The following is a 23,947-nucleotide window of genomic DNA, read 5'->3' as shown; positions in this document are numbered from 1 at the left end:
ATTCTATGGAATTTCGTAGATCGTCATCTCATCAGAGATCCCCCGCAGAACTGTGGAGTGCGGCTCAGGCCTAACACCAACAGTCTTGAGCAGCCGGGACGACTGAGGATCATCGATCACTGACCCCGTCGCACAGATTGCGCGAGCATCGGCCACCCCCTGGACACGAGCCGCCACATTGACGGTCTGACCGAAATAATCCTGGCGGTCGTTCAAGGTCACCGCGAGACAAGGCCCTTCATGAATTCCAATCTTGAGGTAGAGGTCCTCACGCTGTTGCTCCTTATTGAGGCGACGCATTCCTTCGCGCATGCGGAAGGCTGCGGCGATCGCCTGCTGTGGAGTGGGAAAGGTTGCCATTACCGCATCCCCGATCGTCTTCACAACGGCTCCAGCTTCGGCGACTACACTCTCGGACAGGACCCGAAAATGCGCCCGCACGAGGTCGTACGCCGCGAGATCACCAATGCGATCGTACAGCTCTGTTGAGCCTCTCAGGTCCGTGAACAAGAAGGTCATGCTGGTGATCTTCAAGCGCTGGTCCACGTCGAGCATATCGGTCCGGTGAAGATCCCGGAAGGTCTGGTTGGTCAAGAGACGCTTGGCGGTCAGATATGGCCGTCGCCGCGCGACAAGATCATTGAGCCGTTCATCCGCAACCCACACTGTCGGCAGAAGCCGCACGTCGCGGTGGTTCTCAAGTGAGAGACGGACCGGTCCAGGGTGCAGCTCGACGGGCTCGCTTGCCGCCATGGCGTGATCAAACACGAGCGAGAGGCTTTGGCGCTCGCGGGCCGCCGCGCCCTTGACGTCGATGAACTGCGTCGCATGAGTCACCGGGTCGAAGATGATGACGAACTTCTCCGGCAGCTGCAAAGACAGGATCGCCTTCTCACCGGGAGGCAGCTCAAGAGCCTCAAGGGTGATCTCCTCAACCACCGATTCCAGGTTCTCGGGCAGAGCGACACCAGAACTCCAGAACATCTGCCGGCAATACTCCCAGATAGGAAGACCGTTCGGATCATGCCCAGCGATCTGGCGGAGCCGCGGGCTTACGGTAAAGGTTACCTCGACGATCTCGTCCAGGTTCGGCTCATAGCCGATCGCGCAAAAGGCGCACCGATATTCGGCACGATTGATCGACTTCAAGCTGGTGCCTGCGTCAAGAACACCGCCACAGGCTGGACACAACACATTCCATGACATTTCAAATAGCCCAAGGCGCGTGGCGTGCAGGAAGGCGGCGATCGCCTGTTCTTCATCAACGCCGTTGTCTTTTGCGAAGGCAAGCGCATTCACGCGATGCAGTGCACGATCAGGGGCTTCTCGGACGAGGTGCTCTATGGCGGCGACTGCTTGAGAGTCGGCCACTTGTCTGAGGGGTGGGAAGAGAGCGTCAACTTGGGACATGGCCAACATCCGCCATTTGAAGTCCGGGCTATTACGCACGTGAAATTGTAGGCGGTTCTACCCAGAGGACTTCGTCCGCCAACCAGGTCACCCTTATACCGTATGCCAACATAATGGGCTCGGGTGACGCCTTAGCCCGCCAACACTGCCAGTGGTGAAGTTGAGATATGTTCGCGATATGTTCTGGATACGCCATCGGGCTTATCCCGTCAATAGGAATCTGCCCTCCCACGACCATGATGGGGCGGTTCTGTCGCAAACTCGTTTTTTACTTGCCTATACTAGCGGACCCGCAGTGACCGGCTGCTGTGGAACCAACGGCTTAGCACCGCTGCCCGAACGCCAAAATGGGGCTGAAAATGCCTATACTTCAAGTTTGCGACAGTACCCTCGACGCTCCCTCATGACAGGCAGCTGGCCGGCTGAAAGCCAAGCTTTGTCCGCCAGGCGGCCAGAGAGGCAGAACCAGGGATGACCGCAATCCTGAATCTTCTTTCCGATCAACTGCGGTAATTGTGCAACGCACAAATTCCCGCTCCGGGCGTTGTCCTGTCAATTCAAGGGGAACTGGTCAGATGGATCGCCAGCAAACATCCGCCGCGTGGAGCCGTCGACGAACACGCCAAGATCCTCCCGCGCTCAGGGAAGCCATCGCAGCCGCTCAGGGTTTAACACGGCACATCGAGGATCAGATCGAGATCGCAGCGCAGTTGATGGGCCTGCCAGATGCAGAGGTCCGGCCGGAGGTCCTGAAGGCAGCAGAGGGCGCTGCTGGGGTGGCAGGGGTGGCTCACGCCCGCCCGCGTCAGGCCCAGGTGGTTGTTGTTGAGCGCAGAGGCTCTCGGGTTACCCGGCGATGACGGCGGCAAATGTCTCCCGGGACGGGAACCTCGTAACAGCAATGCCCCTTCAGCGGGGGACCAAGCCGACGATCGGCCTCGAAACAACACCAGACGTTCACTCTTCGACAGGGAGATATTCGATGATCCTCTTTCCCTTGCAGGCGCTTCACAGCTACATCATTCGGCAAGGGTCATTCCGCGAAGCTCGTTTCACAAGGCGGGCTGCACGGTGATCCGGCGGGTCGTGGGTCCCAGGCCAACACCGAGTGTTTTGGTTGATCGCATTCTGCTGGCCACAGTTCTGACAGCCGGCAGTGTCGCTCTCCTGTTGTGCGCGCAGCTGCCGTAGAGAGTCATGGACCCGATCCACCTTACAGAACACCGTGAGACTGGCAGTCTTGGCATAAGGTCCTATCTGCTCTCCAGATCATCAAGTGGAGCGCGCCATGTCAGATCATGTCTACAAGGTGGTCGAACTCGTCGGTTCGTCTGAGACCAGCATCGAGGATGCGATCCAGACGGCCAACAAGCGTGCCAGTCAGACGTTGAGAAATCTGCACTGGTTCGAGGTGGTGCAGACCCGCGGGCATATCGAGAACGGGGAGGTCCGCCACTACCAAGTTGTGCTCAAGGCTGGCTTTACTCTGGAAGACGGTTCTCCGTAACAAAGGGCATCAGCACTTCAGGTCGGTCCTAGGTCTGATCGATGGACGGGCCGTCAGCTCTTCGCCTGTCCGACATGGCTGCACATGCGAAGCCATCTTCTGCGGTGGGGAGATCCAGGACGTATCGAGTTGGTGCCCGTGGCATCGAGGCTTGGTCTCCGCAAGGCCGCTCCTGAACAAAACCGCTTCTGGCAAACGCCTCGTGGAAGCCCTTAAAATCGCCATCGCGACCACGACCCTGAAACAATGATGCGAGAAGTTTCTGTGGTTGAACTTTGATCGGGTCACTTGAAGTGCATGTTGATCATGCGTCCCGCGCATAGGCTGGTTGAAGAAATTTCATTTCAAATTATATCACATTTTGGTAATGCCGTTGCGGCGCGGCGCAGCTCTACCCTGCGGAGTCGTTCCCTTCAGAGGCAAGGCCCTCTGCACTTCAGGCCGCTGGCAACAGCGGCCTTTTCCTTTAGCACTACAGTTGCACGCTGCACAGGCGCCCTAATTACCTCCTGATCTGATACAGGAGGCTGCCATGTCAGGCGTGGCCATCGAGCAGATGCTCGAACTCTGGTGTGTGGAGTTGCGTCAGGTCAAAGCTGATCTCAAACTCCAGTTTGCTCATCCCAGTGTCGCGGCCTCTGCGGCCGCCTTCCTCGACGGTCTGCTCGGGCCGGAGCGGCGCAAGACCGGCTGGATGCGGGCGGAAGCCGCCGGTGATCCGGGACCATGGCGCCAGCAGGCGGTGCTCGGGCGCAGCCACTGGGACGCGGATGCTTTGCGGGACATGGTGCGCGACTATGCGCTCGAGACGCTCGCCTCTCCCGGAGCGGTACTGGTGATCGATGAGACCGGCTTTCTCAAGCAGGGGCAGAACTCGTGCGGGGTGGGACGCCAGTACACTGGGTCAGCCGGCAAGATTGCCAGCTGCCAGATCGGCGTGTTTGCCGCTTACGCGTCGGACAAGGGCTGCGCCTTGATCGACCGCCAGCTCTATCTGCCCAAGGACTGGACGACGAAGCCCGAGCGCCTGGCCACGGCTCACGTGCCCGATGCGATCCGCTTCGTCACCAAGCCGCAGATCGCCGCCGCGATGATCGAGCGGGCCCTGGCGGCCGGCGTACCGTTTGAGTGGGTGGCCACCGACACCATCTATGGGGCCCTGGCCATGCAGCTGCGCCGAGCTGGCAAGGGTTACGTGCTGGGCGTTCAAGCCACAGACCGCTTCAATTCCTGGGACAAGAGCCCGCCGGTGGCCGGCACGGCCGCGACGATTGCACAGGGGCTTGCTCCCAAGACCTGGCAGCGTCTGTCGGCCGGGATCGGCACCAAGGGGCCGCGCCTGTATGATTGGGCCTATGTCGCGTTGGCCGATCTCGAGGCCGAGGAATTCAACGAGGCGCTGACCGGCCTGTGGACGCGCGGCCTGCTGATCCGGCGCAGCATCAGCGATCAGGATCTGGCGTTCTTCTCAACCTGGTGCCCGGCCGGCACACCGATGGAGACCCTGGTGCGGGTGGAGGGCCAGCGCTGGGCGATTGAGGATGCGTTCGAGACCGCGAAGACGGAGTTGGGGCTGACGCACAATGAGACGCGTTCGTGGCACGGTTGGCATCGGCATGTGTCGCTGGTGATGCTGGCGTTTGCCATGATGACGGTGGTGCGTGAGCACGCCAACCGCCTTACCTCACCCCAAAAAAGAAACGACGAAGCCCGACTGCAGCGCTGGTATGCTGGTCTGTCCAGGAAATCCGCCGGGTCGCCACACGTCTCCAGCAGCGCCGGATCGAGCCTGCCTTCGTGATCGCCTGGTCCGCGTGGCGACGAGCGCATCAGGCCATGGCGCAAGCCTCACATCGCAAACGAAAGGTGCAACTGTAGTGCTAGGGCAGGGCCAGCACTGGGAAGCCATGATGACGGCCAAAATGATCTTGGGGCTGATAACGGAATAGGACCTCATGCCTGACTTTTACCGGATTAAGCGCCTCCCGCCTTACGTCTTCGAGCAGGTCAACCGCATCAAGGCCGCCGCCCGGGCCAACGGGGCGGACATCATCGACCTCGGGATGGGCAATCCGGACCTCCAGGCGCCCCAGCATGTCATCGACAAGCTCGTCGAGACCGTGGGCAAGCCGCGCACCGACCGCTATTCGGCCTCCAAGGGCATCGGCGGCCTGCGCCGCGCCCAGGCCGGCTATTACGAGCGTCGCTTCGGCGTGAAGCTCAATCCCGACACGCAAGTCGTCGCGACGCTCGGCTCGAAAGAAGGCTTCGCCAACATGGCTCAGGCCATTACCGAGCCGGGCGACGTGATCCTGGTGCCGAACCCGAGCTACCCGATCCACGCCTTCGGCTTCCTGATGGCGGGCGGCGTGATCCGCTCGGTCCCCGCCGAGCCGACCCCCGAATTCTTCGTCGCCGCTGAACGCGCCGTGGCCCATTCGATCCCCAAGCCGGTGGCGCTCGTCGTCTGCTACCCGTCGAACCCGACCGCCTATGTGGCCTCCCTCGACTTCTACCGGGATCTCGTCGCCTTCGCGAAGAAGCACGAGCTGATCCTTCTGTCGGACCTCGCCTATTCGGAGGTTTATTTCGACGAGTCGAACCCGCCGCCCTCGATCCTGCAGGTGCCCGGCGCGATGGATGTGGCGGTAGAGTTCACCTCCATGTCCAAGACCTTCTCCATGGCCGGCTGGCGCATCGGCTTCGCGGTCGGCAACGAGCGCCTGCTGGCGGCGCTCGCCCGGGTGAAGTCCTATCTCGATTACGGCGCCTTCACGCCGGTGCAGGTGGCGGCCACCGCCGCCCTCAACGGGCCGGACGAGTGCATCCGCGAGATGCGCGCCACGTACAAGCGCCGCCGCGACGTGATGGTCGAATCCTTCGCCAAGGCGGGCTGGCAGGTGCCGGTGCCCACAGCATCGATGTTCGCCTGGGCGCAGATCCCGGAAAAATTCCGCGCGATGGGCAGCCTCGAGTTCTCCAAGCTCCTGGTGGAGAAGGCCGATGTGGCGGTCGCGCCCGGCATCGGCTTTGGCGAGCACGGCGACGACTACGTGCGCATCGCGCTTGTGGAAAACGAGCAGCGCATCCGCCAGGCGGCCCGCAACATCCGCAAGTTCTTCGACAACGCCGACCACACGCTTCATAACGTGGTGCCGCGATCCGCACGGACGAAGTAGGTTTACCAATCCATCGCTCTGCGTGGATGGGAAAGATACAAGCGGTTAAGGGAGCCTACGGCCTCCCTGCTGCATCAGGAAGGCAGTGTCGTGCAGGATTACATCAAGAAGATCCTCTCCGCTCGGGTCTATGATGTGGCGATTGAGAGCCCGCTCGATCCCATGCCGCGCCTGTCACAGCGTCTGGGAAGCCCTGTTCGGCTTAAGCGCGAAGATCTCCAACCGGTATTCTCTTTCAAGTTGCGCGGTGCCTACGCCAAGATGGTGGTATTACCACGCGAGGCCCTCGAGCGGGGCGTGATCTGTGCCTCCGCCGGCAATCACGCCCAGGGCGTGGCTCTCGCGGCTCAGAGACTGGGCGCCAAAGCGACCATCGTGATGCCGCGCACCACACCGGCCATCAAGGTTCAAGCGGTAAAAGGGCGGGGTGGCCGTGTCGTCCTGCATGGCGAGAGCTTTGACGAGGCCTATACCCATGCCCGCCAGCTTGAGGCGGAGAAGGGCCTTACCTTCATTCATCCCTATGACGATCCCGATGTCATTGCCGGGCAGGGCACCGTTGGCATGGAAATCCTACGCCAGCATCCCGATCCGCTCGAGGCGGTGTTCGTGCCGATCGGGGGCGGAGGACTGGCTGCGGGAGTTGCCGTCTATGCCAAGTTCCTGCGACCTGAGGTGAAAATGATCGGCGTCGAGCCGGACGATGCTGCCAGCATGGCGGCCGCCCTTGCTGCAGGGGAGCGCATCATCCTTAACCAGGTCGGTCTGTTTGCCGATGGCGTCGCCGTGCGCCAAGCCGGCGAAGAGACGTTTCGCCTGTGTCGTGAGTGGCTCGACGAGGTGATCACCGTCAGTACGGACGAGATCTGTGCGGCCGTGAAGGACATCTTCGAGGACACACGTGCAATTGCCGAACCCTCTGGCGCTGTCAGCCTGGCGGGGTTGAAGAAGTATGTGGAACGAGAAGGAGCGAGAGCCGACGGATTGGTTGCAATCAACAGCGGCGCCAACATGAACTTCGACCGGCTTCGCCACATCGCCGAGCGGGCCGAGCTGGGCGAGCACCGGGAGGCCCTGCTGGCAGTGACCATTCCGGAGCAGCCGGGGAGCTATCGCCGCTTCATCCAACTGCTCGGCAAGCGCTCGATTACCGAGTTCAACTATCGTTACTCTGACCCACAGGCGGCGCAGATCTTTGTGGGCGTGCAGCTCTCGGAAGGAGATGTCGAAAAGCGTCAGATCATCGCTATGCTGCAGGAACAGAGCTATCTCGTGCTCGACATGAGCAACAATGAGATGGCCAAGCTGCATGTGCGCTACATGGTCGGTGGTCACACACCTGGCCTTCAAGATGAGCAGATCTTCCGCTTCCAGTTCCCGGAGCGGCCCGGCGCCCTGCTGAAGTTTCTCAACGGGCTGTCCGGCAGCTGGAACATCTCGCTGTTTCACTACCGCAACCATGGCGCTGACTACGGGCGGGTACTCGCCGGGATCCAGGTTCCTGCCGCAGAGAGGTCGCAGCTCAAGCGCAGTCTGGATGAGCTTGGATACCCGTACTGGGACGAGACCGACAATCCGGCCTATCGCTCATTCTTGAACCGGGACGCAGTGCGTTTCCCATACTGAGTTGCAGAAAAGCAGTTCCTAACTGGCTACTGGGGGACTTGAGCATGACCGAAGATGAGGTTGAAGTTGTCGCGGCAGAGCTTGCCCGAGCGAGCGGAGTTTCCTGGCCGTCGGGGCCAGCCAGCGGCCCTCGGAAAATGGTCATCGATCGTTATAGAGACCGCGCTCGCCTCGCCATTGCAGCAGTCGACCGGGTCAGGGCGAAAGATCACGATGCGGCCGCCGGACAACGCAGGATCGAAGGCCCCGCGATGGACGAACCGGGCAAGCGTGAACCAAGGTCGCCAGCCGTGATCTCGGCCGGTTGCTTAGTCCTATACTGCCCGCCTGGGGACCAGAGAGTTCGTCGTTGTCGCGTTACCAAGGTCCAGGGTGACCGCGCCTACCTTGTCCCGGAGCTAGCCGATCCGCCAGGCTGGGTGGACCTTGACAACCTTGCATCTCCGGCCGTCAGTTGAGGCTCGAGACTGATGGCTGAAGCCCATGACTGACTTTCTCTGGATCGGCCTTGGTGTCACTGCCGCCGTCCTCGTCGGTGCTCTTGCTGGATGGGGACTCATGACTGAGATCGCCCAAGTCTTCGGCAGCACATCTGCCGTTCATGGCTGGCTGTGTCTGGGCTTCTCCATTGGGGTTGGCTACCTGGTCTTCAGGGGATGGATGAGCTTGGCTCACGAGACGGCTTTCAGAAGGAAGACCATGTCGAGATTTTCGGCGGAGCCGCGGCCGAATGGTCCGTTGAAGGCTGCCGAGATCGTCTACCTCAATCCGACGACGAAGCCGATCGAGGGAATGGCGAAAGCCGCGGTGATGCCCGGGGCGAAGGAGACCGTCACTCTTCGCATCGACCCGGACGTGCTCGACTTCTTCCAGAAGGACGGTCGCGGCTGGCAGGATCGCATCAACGCGGCGCTGCGGAAGGCGGCAGGCCAATCCAATGACTGAGAGCAACCCGACCCGAGCAGCTGAGGTCATCGTGCACCGCGGCTATCAGATCCGCCTCACGCATGCACGCCTTGAATGGATCTCCGCTGTGACGTTGCCTGAGCAGCGTCGGGCGCTGCTCATGGCTCATGACCGTGAGACCGCCTTCAACAAGGCCTATGACTGGGACGATCTGCAGACTGCACCTGGTAAGGCGTCAGAATGACCTATCAACTGATTCAACTGGCGCCGGGCGCCTATGATCTCCTGCTGCATGATGAACTCATGGGAAGCGTCGTTCGGGTGAAGACCAAGCAGGGAGCAACGTGGTACGCCGAGTTGCTGGAGGACCTGCCCGCCGATCGGCGACCTGCCCCCTTCCTTGACATCGAGCACGACTTCCCGAGCCTGGAGGCGCTGTGTGGCTGGCTGGGCGATGCGAAGGTCCAGACCAACAATCGGCACAGTGACGCGTTTGAGCGCTGAGCATCCTGCGACGGAACGCGCAATTGTGGGTTTCCGTGGCGGCAGGCAATAAGCTGACATCCTTCTTCACACATTCAGGGCTGCAGGGACGTCTCTGGGACCGAACCTCTGCCCCGAATAGAACCCGCTTGGTGCAAACCAAGCGGGTTTTTCGATGCTCGATCGTCAGCGGGTTTTTCGATGCTCGATCATCGCCGCGCAAGTGATGGAAGTGGGACACGTCAGAAAGCTTTGGGCATCAGTGAAGTCGATGTTCAGCGATGATTCACCGGCCAGGGGGCATCATTGCAGACCGGTTGCCCAACCGAACTCCCGGCCAAGCCCAAGGCCTCAACCTCTCACCCTTGGACTTGGTCGGGTTCTGCCATCAAGGACTGTGCGAAACCGCTCACGTGGTCGACGCTCAGGCAGGGCAGGGTTTTTTGCATGCGATCCCGTCCTGCAGGCAAGCCTTCTAAGAAGCGAGCTCGCGTGAGGCTTGCTCAAGATTGCGGGCGTCGGAGATGGCGGTGGTATCGCGGGAGTCAGTCAACACTGGTACCGCACCAGCGTGGTGATCCGCGATTTGGTGATTGAGAAAGGTTATCGCTGAGCGAGCAAGCTCGCGGTGTTGCTCTTGGAGGATGCCGGGTGCGTCAAACCACTCGGTCGGGTATTCGGCTTCATAGAACGCCTGGGCCACTCGTTCGACCTGCTCCGATGTCATGCAGCCTCCCCAAGTTCATTCCTGAAGAAGATCTCCTTAGGGCTATATGTTCCTACTCTCGAGGAATGCTCCTTTGAGGAGGAGTCGTGGTGAGGCGTGCCAAGGGGAATCGCCGTCGTTGAAGAGAGGGGTGATGAGGCCAGATCGACCGCAAGACGGAATTGGGGTTTGGTTTGGCCAAGCTGAAACCACAGCCGCAGCAAGGCATTTTCCTGCTGGACTCCTTGCTCGCTTGACCGGCGATCCACCGCAGACCTGACAGGGCCTCCTCATCTCCCTCGGCAATGGCGGATGAGGAGGCTTCTTCGTCAGTGGCGCGATACCGCGATGGTCATCAGGTCCTTCACCGTCCGTACCGGCGAGGGATTTCAAGCGTTTTGATCATTTTAAGGTTACGCTGAAACCGATCCTGGACGTGACGCCTTGGTGCGTCCATTTCCGGCTGCAAGGGCTTATCTTGCCAATGACTCCATGGCATGAAGGAACCGCAATTCTCCGAGCGGCTTTGCCGGTCAGGTGGTGTTCAGGAGTTCATGGGCACTGTCAACTTAACCAAGTAGAGATCGTTTTTGCTGTTTTCAGCTCTCCCCCAACACGTCTAAGTCATTGATGATGCGTAGCCCACTCCGTGCCGAAACCCTGCAGAGGACGAGTAAAAGCGTTAAGTTGACAGTGCCCTTGGGACCATGTGACGGATCTGAGTCTCGCTATTGGAATGCCCGTCACCCGAAGGCGGATTGGCATGATATCGTCTTTGCGGGTTCCTACCGGCAGCCAATCTCGAATGTCTCGGGCCGAGCACCCGCCCCGGCCCCGAATGGAGGGAGGCTAACATACAAGACCACCAGGGCCGAAGCGTGCCTCCATGCCGTCAGCCTGAGTCTCGGAGGCATTCCTCGGCTCGATATTCTGAATAACCCAGCCGAGTTCCCTAAATCACCGCAATGAGCGGGTGATTGCGGGTCACGACAAGATGGAAACGACCTGTTTTGGGTTTATCTCGCACAGCCTTCCTACCCGGTTTTGGATCTATGCAAAAAGCTGAAGCTGAAAACGCCATGGTTCCAAAATTGTGCCGGTGAATGAAGAGCACATTGAGGTGCTTCGGCACGCGAGTCGCCTGTCCCTTCCAGCAATTGCACGACTCTGATCGTGCAGCCTGAGACGTGACCATTCGTCGAAAAACGCCCAGTTGAGGAGAGGCCGCTCTCGCACACCTTCAACCAGGACGCCCGTGAACTGAGGGAGGCTTACAGACGTGAGGTCGGTCATCACGCTTGCGCGTTCACGCGGATGGAGATGAATACGCCCCGGCCGAGGGCTGTCTAATATGCTCAGCCAGAGCGTGCGAAGGGGTAGGACCTTCGCAACTGTTTGGGCTGATACGCAACGCACCCGGTGAACGAACTCCGACGCGACAACGTCAATTTTCCATGAAACCCAAGACGCCCCGGCCATGTTCTTCCGGCATCATGACCAAGGCGCCCGTGGCCCCTGTGAAGCTCACACGAAAACCACGCATAACAGGATAGGTTGTTCTGGATGAACCTAAACGCCTCAGAAGGTTAGCCCGACAATCCCAAAAGTGCCGCGCTCAGCATTTGGATTAACTCTGAACTCATAACGCCCCAGCCGAGGAGGTCGATGGACCTCTCAGCCAGGGCGTCCGCGGATCATGAGCATAATCCGCGCGGCAAGAACTAAGCTTCGATCCATGATCGTCAACACGGCCTGAGTGCGGCCTTTCCACATCCGCATCACGAGGCCTAACGGCGATGCAGCTCGACTTCATCGGCAGCGGGGACGCCTGAGCTAAAGGCCATTGATTGTAAGCCACGATGATAAAGGTTCGACGGAACCTCTCCTTGCCTGGGCGTCCCAGAGGGAGCCGAGGAGTTGATCGGGCGAGCAGTTGCGGTTCGTCACCGCCTATATCTGAAGTACCAGACGAGTCCGGCAATGATCGCCAGCCCGATGATGATCCACAGCCAAGGGATGCCGCCATCCGTTGTTGCGGGGGCGGCGGGTGTGCCAGGCGCAGCGGGCGGCGTGGTCTGGGCGAGGGTCTCGGTTATCGTACCGAGCGATATGATCGTGAACGCGTGGAGCCGGTTGAGCATCATGGTCCCCTTCCGCCCACAAGGGCTTGCGGATCAACGTTGTCCGCAAGCTCGCGTTCCTCAGACCGGCCGCGGGCTTCACTCTTGGAGCATTCATTCGGCGCGCGGGCCCACCGGTCGCCCCGCCGCGTTGCAATCGACGCCTTCGATAATCAGATCGGCGCTGCGGCGCGAGAAGGTAGTGTGATTGGGAACCGGGAGGTCAAGCCGCGAAGCGGTAGCGAGCCTTTGGGATCCTGTGGCGGCGCTCTTGATTGACCTTTTAGGGCAGGCGGAGCGTAACGTAAGAGGCCCCTAATCCAAGTCTGTCCGCAGCTTCACGCCACGTCTCTGAGCGTCCTTCAGGTAATCGACGACGATAGACGGCAGCTCGCGCCGCTGCCCGGAGGCGCGGCGCTGGAACGCATCAAACTCGCCCTTGCGGATCATGGCTGCTTCAACACTCAGTCCAAAACGGTCCGCTATCTCCTCAACCGTGTCAGTCGCACTGAGGAGATAATTGGGAGCCAGGAACATCGCCGCAAAGCGTCTCGCCTCACTCTCCTCCTTCCTGGCCTCTAACAAGCGTTTTCCAGTCGTCGCTTGAGTAGTGCTCCTGCTGCGAACACCCGCGTGCCGCATGGCGAAGTGCCCAATCTCATTGGCGATGGTCATCCGGGCTCTTGGCCCACCCCTCTGCATGGCAGCGATGACACTCTCACGGATGCGTAAGACGCCTTTTCGGGCGTCCCATTGCGCCTCGGCACCGGGCATTTCGGCGTCGGGAATCTGCTGGTAGCTGAAGTGCCGAAAGCGGGCCGTGAGCTTTTCGATCGCGGTTATTAGGTCGGGGCGGCTCTGGTTCTGCAGACCGAGTTCCGCTCGCAGAACCTTGACGCGCTGCTCAATCTCTTCATCCGTGACATGCCGCAACATATCGGGCCTCTGGATAAAGGAATATACTATATGTAGAGTAAGGCGAGATGTCTGGATTTGCAACCCGTCGCTTCGGGCCGCCCACAGCCCTGAACAAGCCTGTTCATCCCTTCAGAGCTCGGCTTGACCATGGCGTGTATCCCCGTTCGGGCACCGGCGGCGAAGGAGGCAGAGCCTGAGGTTACGCTGAAACCGATCCTGGGCAGAGGTGTTGACGCCTCAATACAGGGAGATGCAGCAGGCGAAGGAGATTGCGGTGCGGGTGAACGACGAGCAGATGAAGGGGCTTCCGCTCTCGGATACGGCATCCGCTTCGCCGGATTATACGGCCAGGATTGTCGGCCATTTTCTTCGCAAGCTCTACACGGACATGCTCGAGGAGGGGTTCCCTGAGCGCCTCAAGCCGCTGATCGAGAAGCTCGATGCGCAGGAGCAGGCAAATCGTCATTGAGTGAGGCATTGAGGCCTGAGACCCTTGGGATGCAGTCCATCCATCTCATCCCCCTGACCCCGTTATATCGTTCCCCTGAAAGGCCGCAGCCGAAAGAATGGCGGCGCCGCTTTGGGGGAGGGGACCTCTGGTTCAATACGCTCGGAAGAATCCAACGCCCTACTGCAAAGGAAAGCGCCCAGCCAAAGCGCCGAGCCCCTCAAGCACCATGTTGAAGGCAGTCGTTACTTCGTGCGGGCTATGGACTTCGTGGCACGGCGGATCGGACCGTTGCAGCCTCCAATGCGGCTGCTTTGCTCGCCAGTGGACCAACGTGCATGGCGTCGACGAATATGTCTTTACGCAAGCGTCCCTGGCAGGTCACTGCCACCGAACCTGGTCGAACCGAAAGGGAGAGGCGGTTGTTGAGCTGTGCCTCATCGACGGCATGGGCATGGCACGCCGGTGCGCCGGACGAGGGCACAGGCCAGCGCGCGAGGCGCCGAGCGCTTTATGCTGGATGTGGGCCTGTCGGCGCCGCTGCATCTGGCGCAATCGTGGGGCATTGTTCGCCGCACGCGAGCCAGCGGCACGATGTGAACGGCACGTCGCTTCTGCGCAGCAGCGCAGCCGGCGCTAAGGACAATCGAGAACGGGATGGCCTCGCAGGCGATGTCATCTGCCCTACGTGTGATCTTGGATGAAATGTGGAGAGCATGTGATGTCGGATCATGTCTACAAGATCGTTGAACTGGTGGGCTCGTCGACGACCAGCATTGAGGATGCCATCCAGACGGCGATCAAGCGTGCCGGCCAGACGTTGAGAAATCTGCAGTGGTTTGAGGTGGTGCAGACCCGCGGGCATATCGAGAACGGGGAGGTCAAGCATTATCAAGTCGTACTCAAGGCGGGCTTCACGCTGGAGGGCGAAACCCCGTAATGCCATGAGGCCGGGCGTACGCTTTCCGATCTGGAGTACGTGGCCGAAATCCTTTGATTCAGATTCATCTTAAAGCAATTGACGGTTGGCTCATCCATGGCTCCAGACTCTTCGGGAGCGCAGTAATCGCGCTCCCAACCCGTCTTGGCTTATGGCGGACGAGCCAAACGTCATAGATCGTTTGAAACTCAGGACAGGTGCTGAGCGAAGTGCTTGTTCATCTCGAACATGCTGACCTTGCTCTTGCCCCCGAACACGGCCTGAAGCTTATCATCAGCCAGAATTTCCCGCTTGTTCTCGGGGTTCTGCAGATTGTTGGACTTGATGTAGTCCCAAACCTTGCTCACCACCTCCGTGCGGGGCAGCGGCGAGGAACCGACCACGGCAGCAAGTTCACTCGAAGGCTGCAACGGCTTCATCAGGGCCGGATTTGGCTTTTTATCTGCCATTTTGATACTCCTTTGTTGTGCTAATCCGCCATCTGCAGGGGCAACATGGCGGGACCATGGCGAGCAAGACTAACAGGCTCCTGATCCAGGCGTCCTAGAGTACGAGCGCAATCCGTGCGAGCTTTGGAATAAATAGGAGGCTGACCACGGTGATTGATGCCGAACTGATCGTCACTGACCCCGGCGTTTGCTTTGTGGCTTCGCCATCAACAGACGCATCGCTTCTTCAGCCCGAGTCCGCGCTAGGGCCCACAAGCCGGCAGGCATCCAGATTCCGTTCACTGCTACCAGATGACACGCTAATGGATCGATCTGTCGCGGCGTGCATTGCAGATAAGCCATCGAACTCCAAGATCAACCTGTGTTGTCCAAGGCTCCGCTTGACTGTTAAACCGTCACGAACGGGATCTTGAGGTGAAAGGAGGTATTCGGTGGCACTCACAACCAAGGTCATCGATGGCGACCTCCTCACGCTCCGGATCGTGTTCCCTGACGACAGGACAGTGACCGTGACAGCCGGCAGGGACGGCAAGAGCGTCGGCATGGCTCCCAACGACGGGAAGATCGCCGACAGGCTGTCATCCATTTTTCACTGGAGTACCGAGAAGGTTGGGGAACCAGGCTATCCGTTCACCAGCCTCAACCAGGTCATCTATGGGATGGAGACGCTGGCCCGGTCGGCGATGAGCGTGGAACAGTTCATCGCCGGGCTGCGAGAGGTGCTGGAGGTGTCGGGAACGTCCTCTGAGCCCGAGATCGGGGTCAGAACTCCATCGTCGACCGTCGTCGACCTGAGCCCGAGCGGGAACGGATGGTTTGTCGATGCCCGCTTCCAGACCGGCGAGCGCTTCAAGCTCGCAATCAACAAGGCCAGCATTGGCTGGGCCGCAGACCCACCGGAACCCGGGCGCGATAAAGCGGTCATGAAGCTCCTCTCGCGATTGAAGGCTGCCCCAGCTCCGACGGACGAGGACCTTGCGCTGCTGGTGATGGAGGTGGCGCATTATTCATCCGACATCGCCGGATGGTTCAACGGCCTGCACTTCGCCCTCTCTGAGCAGCCGGGGCTCTAGAGGAAGCCTCGCAACCTTATCGTGCGGGGAGAAGCCTGAGGAGGAAGTGGCCAGGTGTGGGGAGGCAGTCTGATGAGCGGTCAGTGCCCAAAAGCCTTGATGAATTCCGCGGCGAGAGTTCGCTCCAGCTCCCATGTCAGAGGCGTAGGATTGGCTCTGTTCCAGGCTCGCTGACCTTGCTGAACGAAGAGTTTCCGTTTGCGCTTGATCTCGCTTGGCAGGTGGACAGCCAAAGGAGCAAAGCTTCGGCGCAATTGCGCCTCCGTCCTCTTCTTGGACGGGAGGGCAGCCTCCGCCGCTTCAGCCGCGGCTATGTCGTCTGGCGTTGGATCAGGATGGTGTGCGTACGCATCGTCCTCCAACTGGCTGAAGGCGCTATACTGTGCCGCATAGTGCTCTCTTAAGCCGGGGGCGTGTTCGAGGAGGTATGCCTCAAGTGCTTCAGCTCTGTCCTCTTGTTCCCGTCTGATCGACTGGGTCTGCTTTGACATCGTCCGAGGTTCTCTGGATTCTAGCCTTGGGTTTCTGTGTCCTGGAGTTCGGCTCCTCCCAGCCACGTCTGGGCCTCCTCCAGGCTGCCGAAGGTATGCTCTGTCGCTGTGAAAGGAGCAGGTCTTCTCCGTGGATGCACATCCATCAAAAGCTCCGCGGTCCAAGTCGCTCTGTTGGTTTCGCCGCTACGCACCAGACTGGCGATAATCACTCCATCGAGCAGCACGTCGTAGCTGCCGAGTGCAAGCCGAGAGAGAGTGTAGGGCATCTCTGTGGGTCCATTTGCTTCCTGACTGGAATAGGAGTCTTCCTGAGTGTCCTCCCGACGACGTGGAATTAACTGAATGCAAACCACTGGGACTTCCCAGGAGAGCGACAGTAGGTGACATATTGAGTTGCAACAGGCAACAGCCTGCAGAGTAAAAGCGAATAGAAGCTTTTACTTCGAAACTCGATCAAAGATCGACGCATTCTTGCTCAGCCTCCATCGCCAGCAAGCGAAACATGCCTACGGCCGGCCACCATCACTCACGGAGCAGCTCGTCCTACTCGCCGCGTGAACAATCATACGCAACTCTGTCTTGATTCGGCGCCTGGCCAGATTTGCGACAGATTCCCGGCCAATTGGCGGTTCCAAGATCTTTTGGTGGATTGAGGCCGGAAGCGGACTTCCTGCAGAACGCGCGCCAGAGATGTCAGATGCGGAAAATCTCTGGCGCAGATCTCTAAAAATCTCTGGGCGCGGGCAGGAGAAAGGATCCCATCGCCTGGGAAGGCCGCAGGACGGGCTTTTCAGGTCCTCTGACCATGAATCGGGTGGCGCCTGGATCGAAGTCGAGTTCGAGATCCATCGCTGCCTTGAGAGCTTCAGCGGTGGCCGGTCCATAGAGTCGATCAAGAGACGCCGCATCGTCCGCGGAAACGAGGATTGAAAGGTCAGTCTTCTTGGCAGCTGCGGTCAGCGCCGCCATTCCCGAGATCGGCTCGGCCTGGTCGGTGTTTGTGAAGATGAACGCGGCAGGCCGCTGAGGCTTGTCGGCCGCCTGTTCGCTGCGGCCGTAGATCGCTTCGTCAATGATCTGCTGCCACAGGAGGTGTGTCAGGAGATTGTAGGCCGCGGCATGCTGGCCGTGTCGGGTCGGACAGCACACATAAACGGTTGTCGGGCCGCTGATCTCGACCCCTTCAGAGGTGCTGATGTTCCGGTGGGCCGCCCACTGGCCGCGCGGATCGCCGGAGGCCCAGGACGTCTCGGGAGTATGAAAGGGCACTAGCCGTTGCACGATCGCGTCGTGGATCACCCGACGGCGCTCGTCAGAAAGAGCCGCATAGGCGCGCAATTCGAATAATGCCCTCGGGCTCCCGGAGTTGTCGGCAGCGGCAACATAATCAGCAACTCTATTGTCAAGACGGTGCTCGATGAGGACCGTGCACAGCCCCGTCAAGGTCGGCTCGGCCAGACGCAGTCCGCCGGTGTTCGCGACCTGAGCGGTGGCGAGTTCCAGAAGGCCCCAGAGAGCAGAGATCGCTTCCTGCTCAATTGTGTCGTTGCCATCGTTCATTTTGATCTCTGGAATCCTGTCGTATCCTTCTGTCCATTGGGTTATGAAGGTTTCCGCGACGTTGCGCAGCCGCCGGGAGCGGGTTTCCGGATCGGTGCCCAGATTGATGTCAGCGAGTGGATTATAGGAGCTTCCGTTGTGCCATCGGATGCGCGAGACGGGTCCCAGCTTGGCGCGGGTGGCAGCGGTGAGGTCGTAAACCTCCCCGGTCGGGTCGTCGACGATGTAGCTGGCCGATGTGCCCCGTAGAAGGGTCGGGACGATAACCCTCTCCACCCTCTGGCGCGAGTTGGCTCCGAGGAGGAGGGTATTGGCGTTCCGGGTCGTGCCGTGAGGAACGCCCCGGCGGTCCTCACCGAGCGTGAGGATCGCACCATGGGGAGCAATAATGGCGTCTTTAGAGAGCCCAAGTCCAAAGAGTTTTCTGAGAAGGTCTTTCACGTGGTCTGATCCATTCAGTGGACAGGAAAAGGAAAATGACTGGGAACGCTAGTGATGCTGTTACGCAGCAGAGGAACGCATAGGTTCATGCTTTGCAGAACTTTGCGGCAGGTTTTCGTTGCCAAGCGAAAACAACGACAGGCTCGGCATCAATCGTCGGCGTACTCCATCCCGCTGCGGCCTTAGGGTTGAGATCGGGAGTGAGCGGAGTGACGGGGTTGCTCGCAGGACCGGTGTGATTGTTCCAGCAGGAGAGAACCCGGCCCTTCTGGGTCGTCAGTGGCTGTGACCAGGAGCTTCGAAGGGAGAGCGGTGCAATGTCTAATTTGCGATGCTCGCAGCCGCTTAACCAGTCCGCAATCCAAGTGGGTTAGCCTGCCAACAGGTGAGTCCTCCGATTCGAATTCTGGAAATCATATCCATGACGGAAACGACATTTGAGAATGCAGTCGACGAGATGCTCGGCAGGCTCGACCCGATCATGCTGGTGATCCAGCAGGGAGGCGGAGAAGCCGCGTTGTACAGCCTGCAACAGCAGCTGATCGAGCTGATGGGTCTGATTGAACGGAATCCGGGCATTGAGGCCGCAACCGGAGACCTCTATGCTGCGGCAGAGGCGCTGGTTATCGATCGTGCCGCAAGTTTGCAGCCCATGGCTCGAAAGCTGCGGTTGCTGGTTGAGGCCCATCAGCGTTTCCGCAACCAACTGTCCGCCGCCCGGCCGCTCAAACCAGGTCACAAGGGCGTCTGGTTACATGGAAATCTCCGGTTTGCCGCTTGATGCCATGCGATGAACTCCCGCGATCATGCAGGTTTACACACTGATCCTCGCGATGCGGTAACGCCTCATTCTCCGACGCTATCGGCCGCTGTCAGCGTACGGTCTGGCAGCTGTCTTCCGCTTCTGCTTGCCACTCTCGGACTGAGAGCTCAGGTGAAAGGGGAGGGCGAGTTGCTTCTTGCCTCGCACAGGGGCTTCCGTAACACCAATCCGCTTGATCCATTGCTGGAAGTGAAGGTTGGCGGCCTGTCGAGCCTTCCCCTGCGTATCCTCGATACCCTGTAACTGATCCCCGGCTGAGGCCGGAACATCGTTGAGATCCCAACGGAAGCGGCCCTGATCGCTTCCGTTCGAAACACGATACACCCGCAAAGACGTGAAGGTGCGGGCTGCCCACCACATCATCGGGGCTGTTGTCGGCAGGAGTGCAGGGTCCCGTTGTATCCATGGAACATGCCCGTCGCGAGCGTTCCCGGGAACGGCACGAGCGGCCCTTTTGTTAACCCATCGAATTTTGACGCTCGTCCCGCAACGCCGCAACGACGTCCGCCGGCGGTACGCCGCGATGCCACAGGACATAGACGGTGCGATAGCGCGGTGGCGCAAGGCCAGCGGCGCGACACGCAGCAACAGCCTGATCATGTGCCCTGCGGATGCTGCCAAAAGGCGCCGTGTCGCCCTGCCTCCAAGCCGCAGAGCGACAGCTCAGGATGGCGCGCCAGATGATGACCAGTTTCAGATGCGGAAAACTGCGGCCTTTGCGTGTGGTCTTTGGCCTGGAGGCCTGTCTCGGCCCCTGCTCCGCGCGTCGTCGGGCCAAAGCGAAGCGACGCTGGAGGGCGCGGTGGGAGAGATTATGACCTTCGTCATCCGGGTTTGCGCCTCGCTGTTCCGCATCGCGCAAGGCCGCCCTCAATCGGGCGATCCGCCAGGCCGGAATGATTTCGAAGGGTGCTGCGCTCATCTCATTCCACCCTTGGATCGTTTCTCTCCTACCATGCAGGGCCGGAAATGGCTCGATCCTAGGTTTCCGCTCATCTGCTGCCGGGTTCTTCCTGCCCATGTTGTGGCTGCGCCTGACCGGTAACGCGCTCCCACCAGGCATCGGCTCGTGCCTCGAACGTCTGACTACCCCGGCCATCGCTTTGATAAAACTGGCCTGGCTCGACCCCAGGGGCATAGGCCTGCTCGACCCAGCCACGCGGATCATCATGCGGAAACTGGTAGCCGACATGGCCCAACTTGGCTGCTCCGGTATAGTGCCCGTCCCGCAGATGTGGAGGCACCGGGATCATGGGCTGCGATTTGACATGAGCCATCGCCGCACCGATGCCGCGGCAGGCCGAGTTGGATTTCGGTGCCCGGGCGATGTGCAAGGCTGCATGGGCGAGGACGATCTGGGCCTCCGGGTAGCCCACGTGCTGAACGGCTGCGAGGGCAGCAGCAGCGGTCTGCAAGGCCGTGTTGTCGGCGAGCCCAACATCCTCCGAGGCGTGGATGAGAATACGGCGAGCGATGAAACGAGGATCCTCGCCGGAATGGATCAGGCGGGCCAGCCAGTAGAGCGTGGCGTCCGGATCCGAGCCACGCATCGATTTGATAAAGGCCGAGATCGTGTCGTAGTGATAGTCGCCTTTGCGGTCAAAGGGCAGGGGAGAGGCTTGGTAGACCTCGTCGACCATCGCCCCGGTGATCGAGACGGCTGAACCAGGCTCGGATCCGAGCACCAATGTCTCAAGGGCATTCAATACCCGGCGGGCGTCCCCTCCAGCCCGGCCGGTGAGTTGCTTCATGGCATCGCCGTCAAGGCGGATATGAAGATCCTTGTGGCTCGCGAGAAAGGCCACGGCCCGCTCGACCACCTGCCGCAGGTCGTCCAGCGAGTGCGGCTCCAGCCGGAAAATGGATGCGCGCGACACGAGGGCAGGGGTGAGGACGTGATAGGGATTGCCGGTTGTGGCAGCAATCAGGTCGAAGGTTCCCGTCTCGGTGAGATCGAGGAGATAATCCTGCTGTGCACTGCTGAAGCGATGGATCTCGTCGATGAACACGAGGATGTCCTTCGCCTGAGCCTCCTGAGCCACAGCCTTGATGTCGGCAACGTTGCTGCTGGCCGGGTGCAGAGAGCGGAACTCCTTCTTCATCTCCTGGCCAATTGCCCGGGCAATTGTCGTTTTACCCACCCCTGGTGGGCCAAAGAGGATGACTGTGCCAAGTCGGCCCGCTCGGACGCGCCGCCGCAGCGGCCCGTGCGGCCCCAGGATGTGCTGCTGCCCAATGAGGTCGTCGAGAGTCTCAGGGCGGATCTCGGCGGCGAGCGGCTTGGGACGCTGCTCCTGAGCCTTGGAGAAGAGGTCGGCTTTCATTGGACGTCGATGCTTTGAATGATCAGAGATTTGATACTTGAGCGGAGAAGGACTCAGAGAAGCCCGAATGAGAGTTTCTGGGTCTCTTTAACACGTTAAGACCCGCGGAAGGCACACGAGAGTCAATGGGCTTAGGGTCACGCAGAAGCATGATTTTGGAGGAACAGAGCTTCAGGGTTCTGGTCTTTTTCGTGAGCTCCAGAGATGCGAAAGCCCGCCGGAGGGCGGGCTGAGCATCTCCTGCGACGCTGAAGCGAGTTAGGCTGCAGCAGCCGAAGTGCGCGCAACGGTGTGAATATCGTAGCGCACAATGCCAAGGTCATTGAGCTCACGATCACCAAGCTGCGACAGCTCACGAACCGTCTCGCGGTAACGCAGATACGCGCGGATTTGGGAGAGGATGTAGGTTACGAACATGCCATGCCTTTAGGTGCTAACTGCCTCGACCAGCGAGGAATTTCTGATTGTCTGTGATGGAATTTATATGGGTTTGGAGCACCTAATTCGGGAGTGATCACAAAGTAAGTGGGTTATGCTTTGTGAGCATACCGACCGTAGCCGTACTGCCATGGGCTAACGCCAAACGATCTCGCTCTGGCCCACCTGCAGAATGGCCCGCAGGGTCGGGAGTGCTGATCCGCCCACAGAGCCGTACAGACCTGCTTGGATGCGGTGAATTACCGGGGCTTGTCTTGATCTTGGATCAGGGCTGCGAGCTCCGGCCTGTTCGCGGCCAGCCAGTGCATCCCATCAGACTGATTGACGACGCAGTTGAGCGCATCCCAGGTGGGGTCCTCGAGCGACTCGTCGCGCAGCCGGGTGGCGGCATACTCGACCAGTTGATGCAGCCCCTCGTAGCCCGGCCGGGTCTCAAGCGCGTCGGCAATCCAGACGCTGGACCAGTCCTGCGCGGCAAGGTGCAGGAGGCTCTGCGGATCGGCTTCGCGAAACCATGGCGTCGCGTCGAACTCGAGCGCCAGGGCATTGTCGGCCGTATGGCATGAGGCCCGGATCATCACGCACCTCGCTGAGCAGCTATCCGGGGCCATCTTAGCACACCCGGCTGAAACGACCGGCCAACACGGCACGAGAACAGCATCTATCGCCTGAGCTTTTCCAGACCCAGATCCCGCCACAGCCAGGTGAAGTCGTAGCTGGCCATCGGTCCGTCAGGCAAATTTCCGCTCTTCGTCTGGTTCTCGATGTGTTTCAGCCAGTCCACGAGCTTGCGGCGGCCTGCGGCGGTTTGGGCCGCTGCCCGTGGGCTTAAATCCCCCAAGGCCGGGATCGGCTCGTCGAGAGTCTTGCGATAGTGGTCAGTCAGAGCACCATGGACGAGTTCGGCCTGCAGTTCGGCGGGAAGGTCGCCGGCCTGATCCAGATCCTCGTCTCCGGCTCGCCCAGCCATGACCTGTTCGAGCGTTTCAATCTCGGTCAGAGCCGGCCCGACCAGCGCCCCCGCCAGCTCGGCCAGGATAGCCCTCCCACGTTCGGCCCGCTCGCGGGAGTTCGCCTCCAGCAGCAATGTCTTGTCGGTCAGCTCGATGTTGCCAAGGATTGTGTCACCCGTGTCGAGCGTGACCCGCAAGGACCGGCCCTCTCCAAGGGAGGATTGGCTCGTCGCCTTGCGTGAGGAAGTGCGTTTGGCAGGCCGTTGCGGCTCGATCCAATTCCAGAAGCCCTCATTCTCCTCCCGGAAGGCTGGAACGGCGCGCAGGCGCTCCCGGAGCTCAGCGGCTGCGCCTTCTGAGCGCAAGGGAAAGCGAACCCGGCAGAAGACCACCTCATCGCCATCGCTGTTGAGAATGGTCGGCAGGCTCTGATCGAGGGTTGAGGCCAGCGCATCATCCAGCCAGATGTTGCTGAAGATCGGCGCGGCTGTTGCCATGAACAGGAGGTCGGCGATCTGGCCATCCTCCCGGGTGGAGCTGGGCAGCTGGGCCTCCCTGGTCAGCTTGCGGAACTCGCGCCGGGCCTCCCGTCTCGCCGCCTTGAGTTCCTCCATGAGCAGAGTGGCGGCGCTTGGGCGGAAGGGCAGGAGGCCTCCGGCGAGAATGTTCTTGCCCGAGACCTCAACGATGCGCGCGCCGATCTTGTCCCAGAGCTTGAGGCTCTTGGTAGCCGAGTGCTCGCTGACCCGGATCGGCTCCCCGCCGCGCACAAGATCCCGCGCCAGGAAGGACTGGCCAGGCACGATCTCGCTGACCTCGTACAGGCTCATGCAGGAGTCCCGCAGCGCCTCGATGTAACGCCGGTTGCCGGCGCTTTCCTTCCAGCCGCGGCGCTTGAGATAGTCCTCGACGATGTTGCGCCCGTCCGGCTCGACGGCTTGGGGCAGGAAATCCTCGAAGGCGCAGCCCCACAGGGTCATGGCCGCGTGATCGCCGATGACCTCGGCGATATCTTCGAAGTCCATCTCATAGTCGTCGCAAGCCGGACCGAGGTGCAGGTCCAGGACATCCGCAAATGGCTCGTGCCATTCCTCGTGCGTGAGCCACTTCATCAGTCCGGAGAGGGAATGATTGCCGAGCATGATCATT

At 60.3% G+C, this 23,947-nt stretch carries 22 protein-coding genes; 11 read left to right on the top strand and 11 right to left on the bottom strand.

What is annotated here, in order from left to right; translation table 11 throughout:
* Window positions 1–3 precede the first annotated feature (3 nt).
* The gene (locus tag BB934_RS35055) at window positions 4–1,410 is read right to left on the bottom strand and encodes an adenylate/guanylate cyclase domain-containing protein (protein ID WP_099514423.1); all 1,407 of its coding nucleotides are present in this window, start codon (window positions 1,408–1,410) and stop codon (window positions 4–6) included.
* A 1,288-nt stretch (window positions 1,411–2,698) separates the two neighbouring features.
* Here BB934_RS35055 and BB934_RS35045 point away from each other — a divergent pair.
* The 7 genes from BB934_RS35045 to BB934_RS35010 all read left to right on the top strand — a co-directional run bounded on the left by BB934_RS35045 (window position 2,699) and on the right by BB934_RS35010 (window position 9,132).
* Entirely contained in the window at window positions 2,699–2,917 is a 219-nt protein-coding gene (locus BB934_RS35045) for a dodecin (protein ID WP_099514421.1), read from the top strand.
* A 532-nt stretch (window positions 2,918–3,449) separates the two neighbouring features.
* A complete protein-coding gene (locus BB934_RS35040) occupies window positions 3,450–4,718 on the top strand; it encodes an IS701 family transposase (protein WP_237050040.1) in 1,269 nt (422 codons plus the stop codon).
* A gap of 154 nt (window positions 4,719–4,872) precedes the next feature.
* Window positions 4,873–6,096, top strand: a complete 1,224-nt coding sequence (locus tag BB934_RS35035; protein ID WP_099514420.1) for an LL-diaminopimelate aminotransferase — start codon at window positions 4,873–4,875, stop codon at window positions 6,094–6,096.
* 69 nt (window positions 6,097–6,165) lie between these two features.
* Window positions 6,166–7,722, top strand: coding sequence for a threonine ammonia-lyase, biosynthetic (gene ilvA, locus BB934_RS35030; RefSeq protein WP_099514419.1), 1,557 nt, complete (start codon window positions 6,166–6,168; stop codon window positions 7,720–7,722).
* 699 nt (window positions 7,723–8,421) lie between these two features.
* A complete protein-coding gene (locus BB934_RS35020) occupies window positions 8,422–8,667 on the top strand; it encodes a BrnA antitoxin family protein (RefSeq protein ID WP_099514852.1) in 246 nt (81 codons plus the stop codon).
* The gene (locus BB934_RS35015) at window positions 8,660–8,872 is read left to right on the top strand and encodes a hypothetical protein (RefSeq protein WP_099514417.1); all 213 of its coding nucleotides are present in this window, start codon (window positions 8,660–8,662) and stop codon (window positions 8,870–8,872) included. The genes BB934_RS35020 and BB934_RS35015 overlap by 8 nt, the downstream gene beginning before the upstream one ends.
* Entirely contained in the window at window positions 8,869–9,132 is a 264-nt protein-coding gene (locus tag BB934_RS35010; protein ID WP_099514416.1) for a hypothetical protein, read from the top strand. Before BB934_RS35015 ends, BB934_RS35010 begins: the two co-directional genes overlap by 4 nt.
* Before the next feature lie 454 nt (window positions 9,133–9,586).
* Here the strand turns inward: BB934_RS35010 and BB934_RS35005 are convergent, their stop codons facing one another.
* The 3 genes from BB934_RS35005 to BB934_RS34995 form a co-directional block, all read right to left on the bottom strand.
* The gene (locus tag BB934_RS35005) at window positions 9,587–9,838 is read right to left on the bottom strand and encodes a hypothetical protein (protein WP_099514415.1); all 252 of its coding nucleotides are present in this window, start codon (window positions 9,836–9,838) and stop codon (window positions 9,587–9,589) included.
* A gap of 1,922 nt (window positions 9,839–11,760) precedes the next feature.
* Entirely contained in the window at window positions 11,761–11,961 is a 201-nt protein-coding gene (locus BB934_RS35000) for a hypothetical protein (protein ID WP_099514414.1), read from the bottom strand.
* A gap of 291 nt (window positions 11,962–12,252) precedes the next feature.
* Window positions 12,253–12,873: an ImmA/IrrE family metallo-endopeptidase gene (locus BB934_RS34995; protein ID WP_099514413.1), complete on the bottom strand. Its 621-nt coding sequence runs from the start codon at window positions 12,871–12,873 to the stop codon at window positions 12,253–12,255.
* Window positions 12,874–13,105: 232 nt separating this feature from the next.
* Between BB934_RS34995 and BB934_RS34990 the strand changes: the two genes are divergently transcribed.
* Together BB934_RS34990 and BB934_RS34985 are read left to right on the top strand one after the other, a co-directional pair.
* Complete coding sequence (locus BB934_RS34990; protein ID WP_099514412.1) at window positions 13,106–13,324, top strand: NepR family anti-sigma factor; 219 nt, start codon at window positions 13,106–13,108, stop codon at window positions 13,322–13,324.
* 700 nt (window positions 13,325–14,024) lie between these two features.
* Window positions 14,025–14,243 carry a dodecin gene (locus BB934_RS34985; protein WP_099514411.1) on the top strand — a complete coding sequence of 73 codons (219 nt, stop codon included), beginning with the start codon at window positions 14,025–14,027 and terminating at the stop codon, window positions 14,241–14,243.
* 188 nt (window positions 14,244–14,431) lie between these two features.
* On the opposite strand, the gene BB934_RS34980 is transcribed toward BB934_RS34985, so the two are convergent.
* Window positions 14,432–14,692, bottom strand: a complete 261-nt coding sequence (locus BB934_RS34980; protein WP_099514410.1) for an SWIB/MDM2 domain-containing protein — start codon at window positions 14,690–14,692, stop codon at window positions 14,432–14,434.
* A gap of 431 nt (window positions 14,693–15,123) precedes the next feature.
* Here BB934_RS34980 and BB934_RS34975 point away from each other — a divergent pair, with 431 nt between their 5' ends.
* Complete coding sequence (locus tag BB934_RS34975; protein ID WP_099514409.1) at window positions 15,124–15,765, top strand: hypothetical protein; 642 nt, start codon at window positions 15,124–15,126, stop codon at window positions 15,763–15,765.
* Between the two features lie 1,217 nt (window positions 15,766–16,982).
* Here BB934_RS34975 and BB934_RS34960 read toward each other — a convergent pair.
* A complete protein-coding gene (locus tag BB934_RS34960; RefSeq protein WP_099514406.1) occupies window positions 16,983–18,260 on the bottom strand; it encodes a type IV secretory system conjugative DNA transfer family protein in 1,278 nt (425 codons plus the stop codon).
* A 421-nt stretch (window positions 18,261–18,681) separates the two neighbouring features.
* On the opposite strand from BB934_RS34960, the gene BB934_RS34955 reads away from it, so the two are divergent.
* Entirely contained in the window at window positions 18,682–19,041 is a 360-nt protein-coding gene (locus BB934_RS34955; RefSeq protein ID WP_099514405.1) for a hypothetical protein, read from the top strand.
* Between the two features lie 499 nt (window positions 19,042–19,540).
* Here BB934_RS34955 and BB934_RS34945 read toward each other — a convergent pair whose 3' ends face one another.
* From BB934_RS34945 to BB934_RS34925, 5 genes are all read right to left on the bottom strand, one after another.
* Window positions 19,541–20,005, bottom strand: a complete 465-nt coding sequence (locus BB934_RS34945) for a hypothetical protein (protein WP_099514346.1) — start codon at window positions 20,003–20,005, stop codon at window positions 19,541–19,543.
* A gap of 70 nt (window positions 20,006–20,075) precedes the next feature.
* Window positions 20,076–21,407 (bottom strand): replication-associated recombination protein A, encoded by a 1,332-nt coding sequence (locus BB934_RS34940; protein ID WP_099514345.1) that lies wholly within the window; start codon window positions 21,405–21,407, stop codon window positions 20,076–20,078.
* A 258-nt stretch (window positions 21,408–21,665) separates the two neighbouring features.
* Window positions 21,666–21,824, bottom strand: a complete 159-nt coding sequence (locus BB934_RS34935) for a DUF1127 domain-containing protein (protein ID WP_099514344.1) — start codon at window positions 21,822–21,824, stop codon at window positions 21,666–21,668.
* A gap of 260 nt (window positions 21,825–22,084) precedes the next feature.
* Window positions 22,085–22,423, bottom strand: coding sequence for a hypothetical protein (locus tag BB934_RS34930; RefSeq protein ID WP_099514343.1), 339 nt, complete (start codon window positions 22,421–22,423; stop codon window positions 22,085–22,087).
* 83 nt (window positions 22,424–22,506) lie between these two features.
* Window positions 22,507–23,940: a DUF7986 domain-containing protein gene (locus BB934_RS34925; RefSeq protein WP_157934511.1), complete on the bottom strand. Its 1,434-nt coding sequence runs from the start codon at window positions 23,938–23,940 to the stop codon at window positions 22,507–22,509.
* Between the last annotated feature and the right edge of the window lie 7 nt (window positions 23,941–23,947).

This window comes from Microvirga ossetica (assembly GCF_002741015.1).
Lineage (GTDB): Bacteria > Pseudomonadota > Alphaproteobacteria > Rhizobiales > Beijerinckiaceae > Microvirga > Microvirga ossetica.
The sequence above is the reverse complement of the archived record's forward strand: the minus strand, read 5'-3'. Positions and strand labels throughout refer to the sequence as shown.

Excerpts from the sequence above, each read along its gene's own strand:
- BB934_RS35055 (WP_099514423.1), bottom strand. The coding sequence starts at position 1,410 with ATGTCCCAAGTTGACGCTCTCTTCCCACCCCTCAGACAAGTGGCCGAC.
- BB934_RS35045 (WP_099514421.1), top strand. The coding sequence starts at position 2,699 with ATGTCAGATCATGTCTACAAGGTGGTCGAACTCGTCGGTTCGTCTGAG.
- BB934_RS35040 (WP_237050040.1), top strand. The coding sequence starts at position 3,450 with ATGTCAGGCGTGGCCATCGAGCAGATGCTCGAACTCTGGTGTGTGGAG.
- BB934_RS35035 (WP_099514420.1), top strand. The coding sequence starts at position 4,873 with ATGCCTGACTTTTACCGGATTAAGCGCCTCCCGCCTTACGTCTTCGAG.
- BB934_RS35020 (WP_099514852.1), top strand. The coding sequence starts at position 8,422 with ATGTCGAGATTTTCGGCGGAGCCGCGGCCGAATGGTCCGTTGAAGGCT.
- BB934_RS35015 (WP_099514417.1), top strand. The coding sequence starts at position 8,660 with ATGACTGAGAGCAACCCGACCCGAGCAGCTGAGGTCATCGTGCACCGC.
- BB934_RS35010 (WP_099514416.1), top strand. The coding sequence starts at position 8,869 with ATGACCTATCAACTGATTCAACTGGCGCCGGGCGCCTATGATCTCCTG.
- BB934_RS35005 (WP_099514415.1), bottom strand. The coding sequence starts at position 9,838 with ATGACATCGGAGCAGGTCGAACGAGTGGCCCAGGCGTTCTATGAAGCC.
- BB934_RS35000 (WP_099514414.1), bottom strand. The coding sequence starts at position 11,961 with ATGATGCTCAACCGGCTCCACGCGTTCACGATCATATCGCTCGGTACG.
- BB934_RS34995 (WP_099514413.1), bottom strand. The coding sequence starts at position 12,873 with ATGTTGCGGCATGTCACGGATGAAGAGATTGAGCAGCGCGTCAAGGTT.
- BB934_RS34990 (WP_099514412.1), top strand. The coding sequence starts at position 13,106 with ATGCAGCAGGCGAAGGAGATTGCGGTGCGGGTGAACGACGAGCAGATG.
- BB934_RS34985 (WP_099514411.1), top strand. The coding sequence starts at position 14,025 with ATGTCGGATCATGTCTACAAGATCGTTGAACTGGTGGGCTCGTCGACG.
- BB934_RS34980 (WP_099514410.1), bottom strand. The coding sequence starts at position 14,692 with ATGGCAGATAAAAAGCCAAATCCGGCCCTGATGAAGCCGTTGCAGCCT.
- BB934_RS34955 (WP_099514405.1), top strand. The coding sequence starts at position 18,682 with ATGACGGAAACGACATTTGAGAATGCAGTCGACGAGATGCTCGGCAGG.
- BB934_RS34945 (WP_099514346.1), bottom strand. The coding sequence starts at position 20,005 with ATGAGCGCAGCACCCTTCGAAATCATTCCGGCCTGGCGGATCGCCCGA.
- BB934_RS34940 (WP_099514345.1), bottom strand. The coding sequence starts at position 21,407 with ATGAAAGCCGACCTCTTCTCCAAGGCTCAGGAGCAGCGTCCCAAGCCG.
- BB934_RS34935 (WP_099514344.1), bottom strand. The coding sequence starts at position 21,824 with ATGTTCGTAACCTACATCCTCTCCCAAATCCGCGCGTATCTGCGTTAC.
- BB934_RS34930 (WP_099514343.1), bottom strand. The coding sequence starts at position 22,423 with ATGATCCGGGCCTCATGCCATACGGCCGACAATGCCCTGGCGCTCGAG.
- BB934_RS34925 (WP_157934511.1), bottom strand. The coding sequence starts at position 23,940 with ATGCTCGGCAATCATTCCCTCTCCGGACTGATGAAGTGGCTCACGCAC.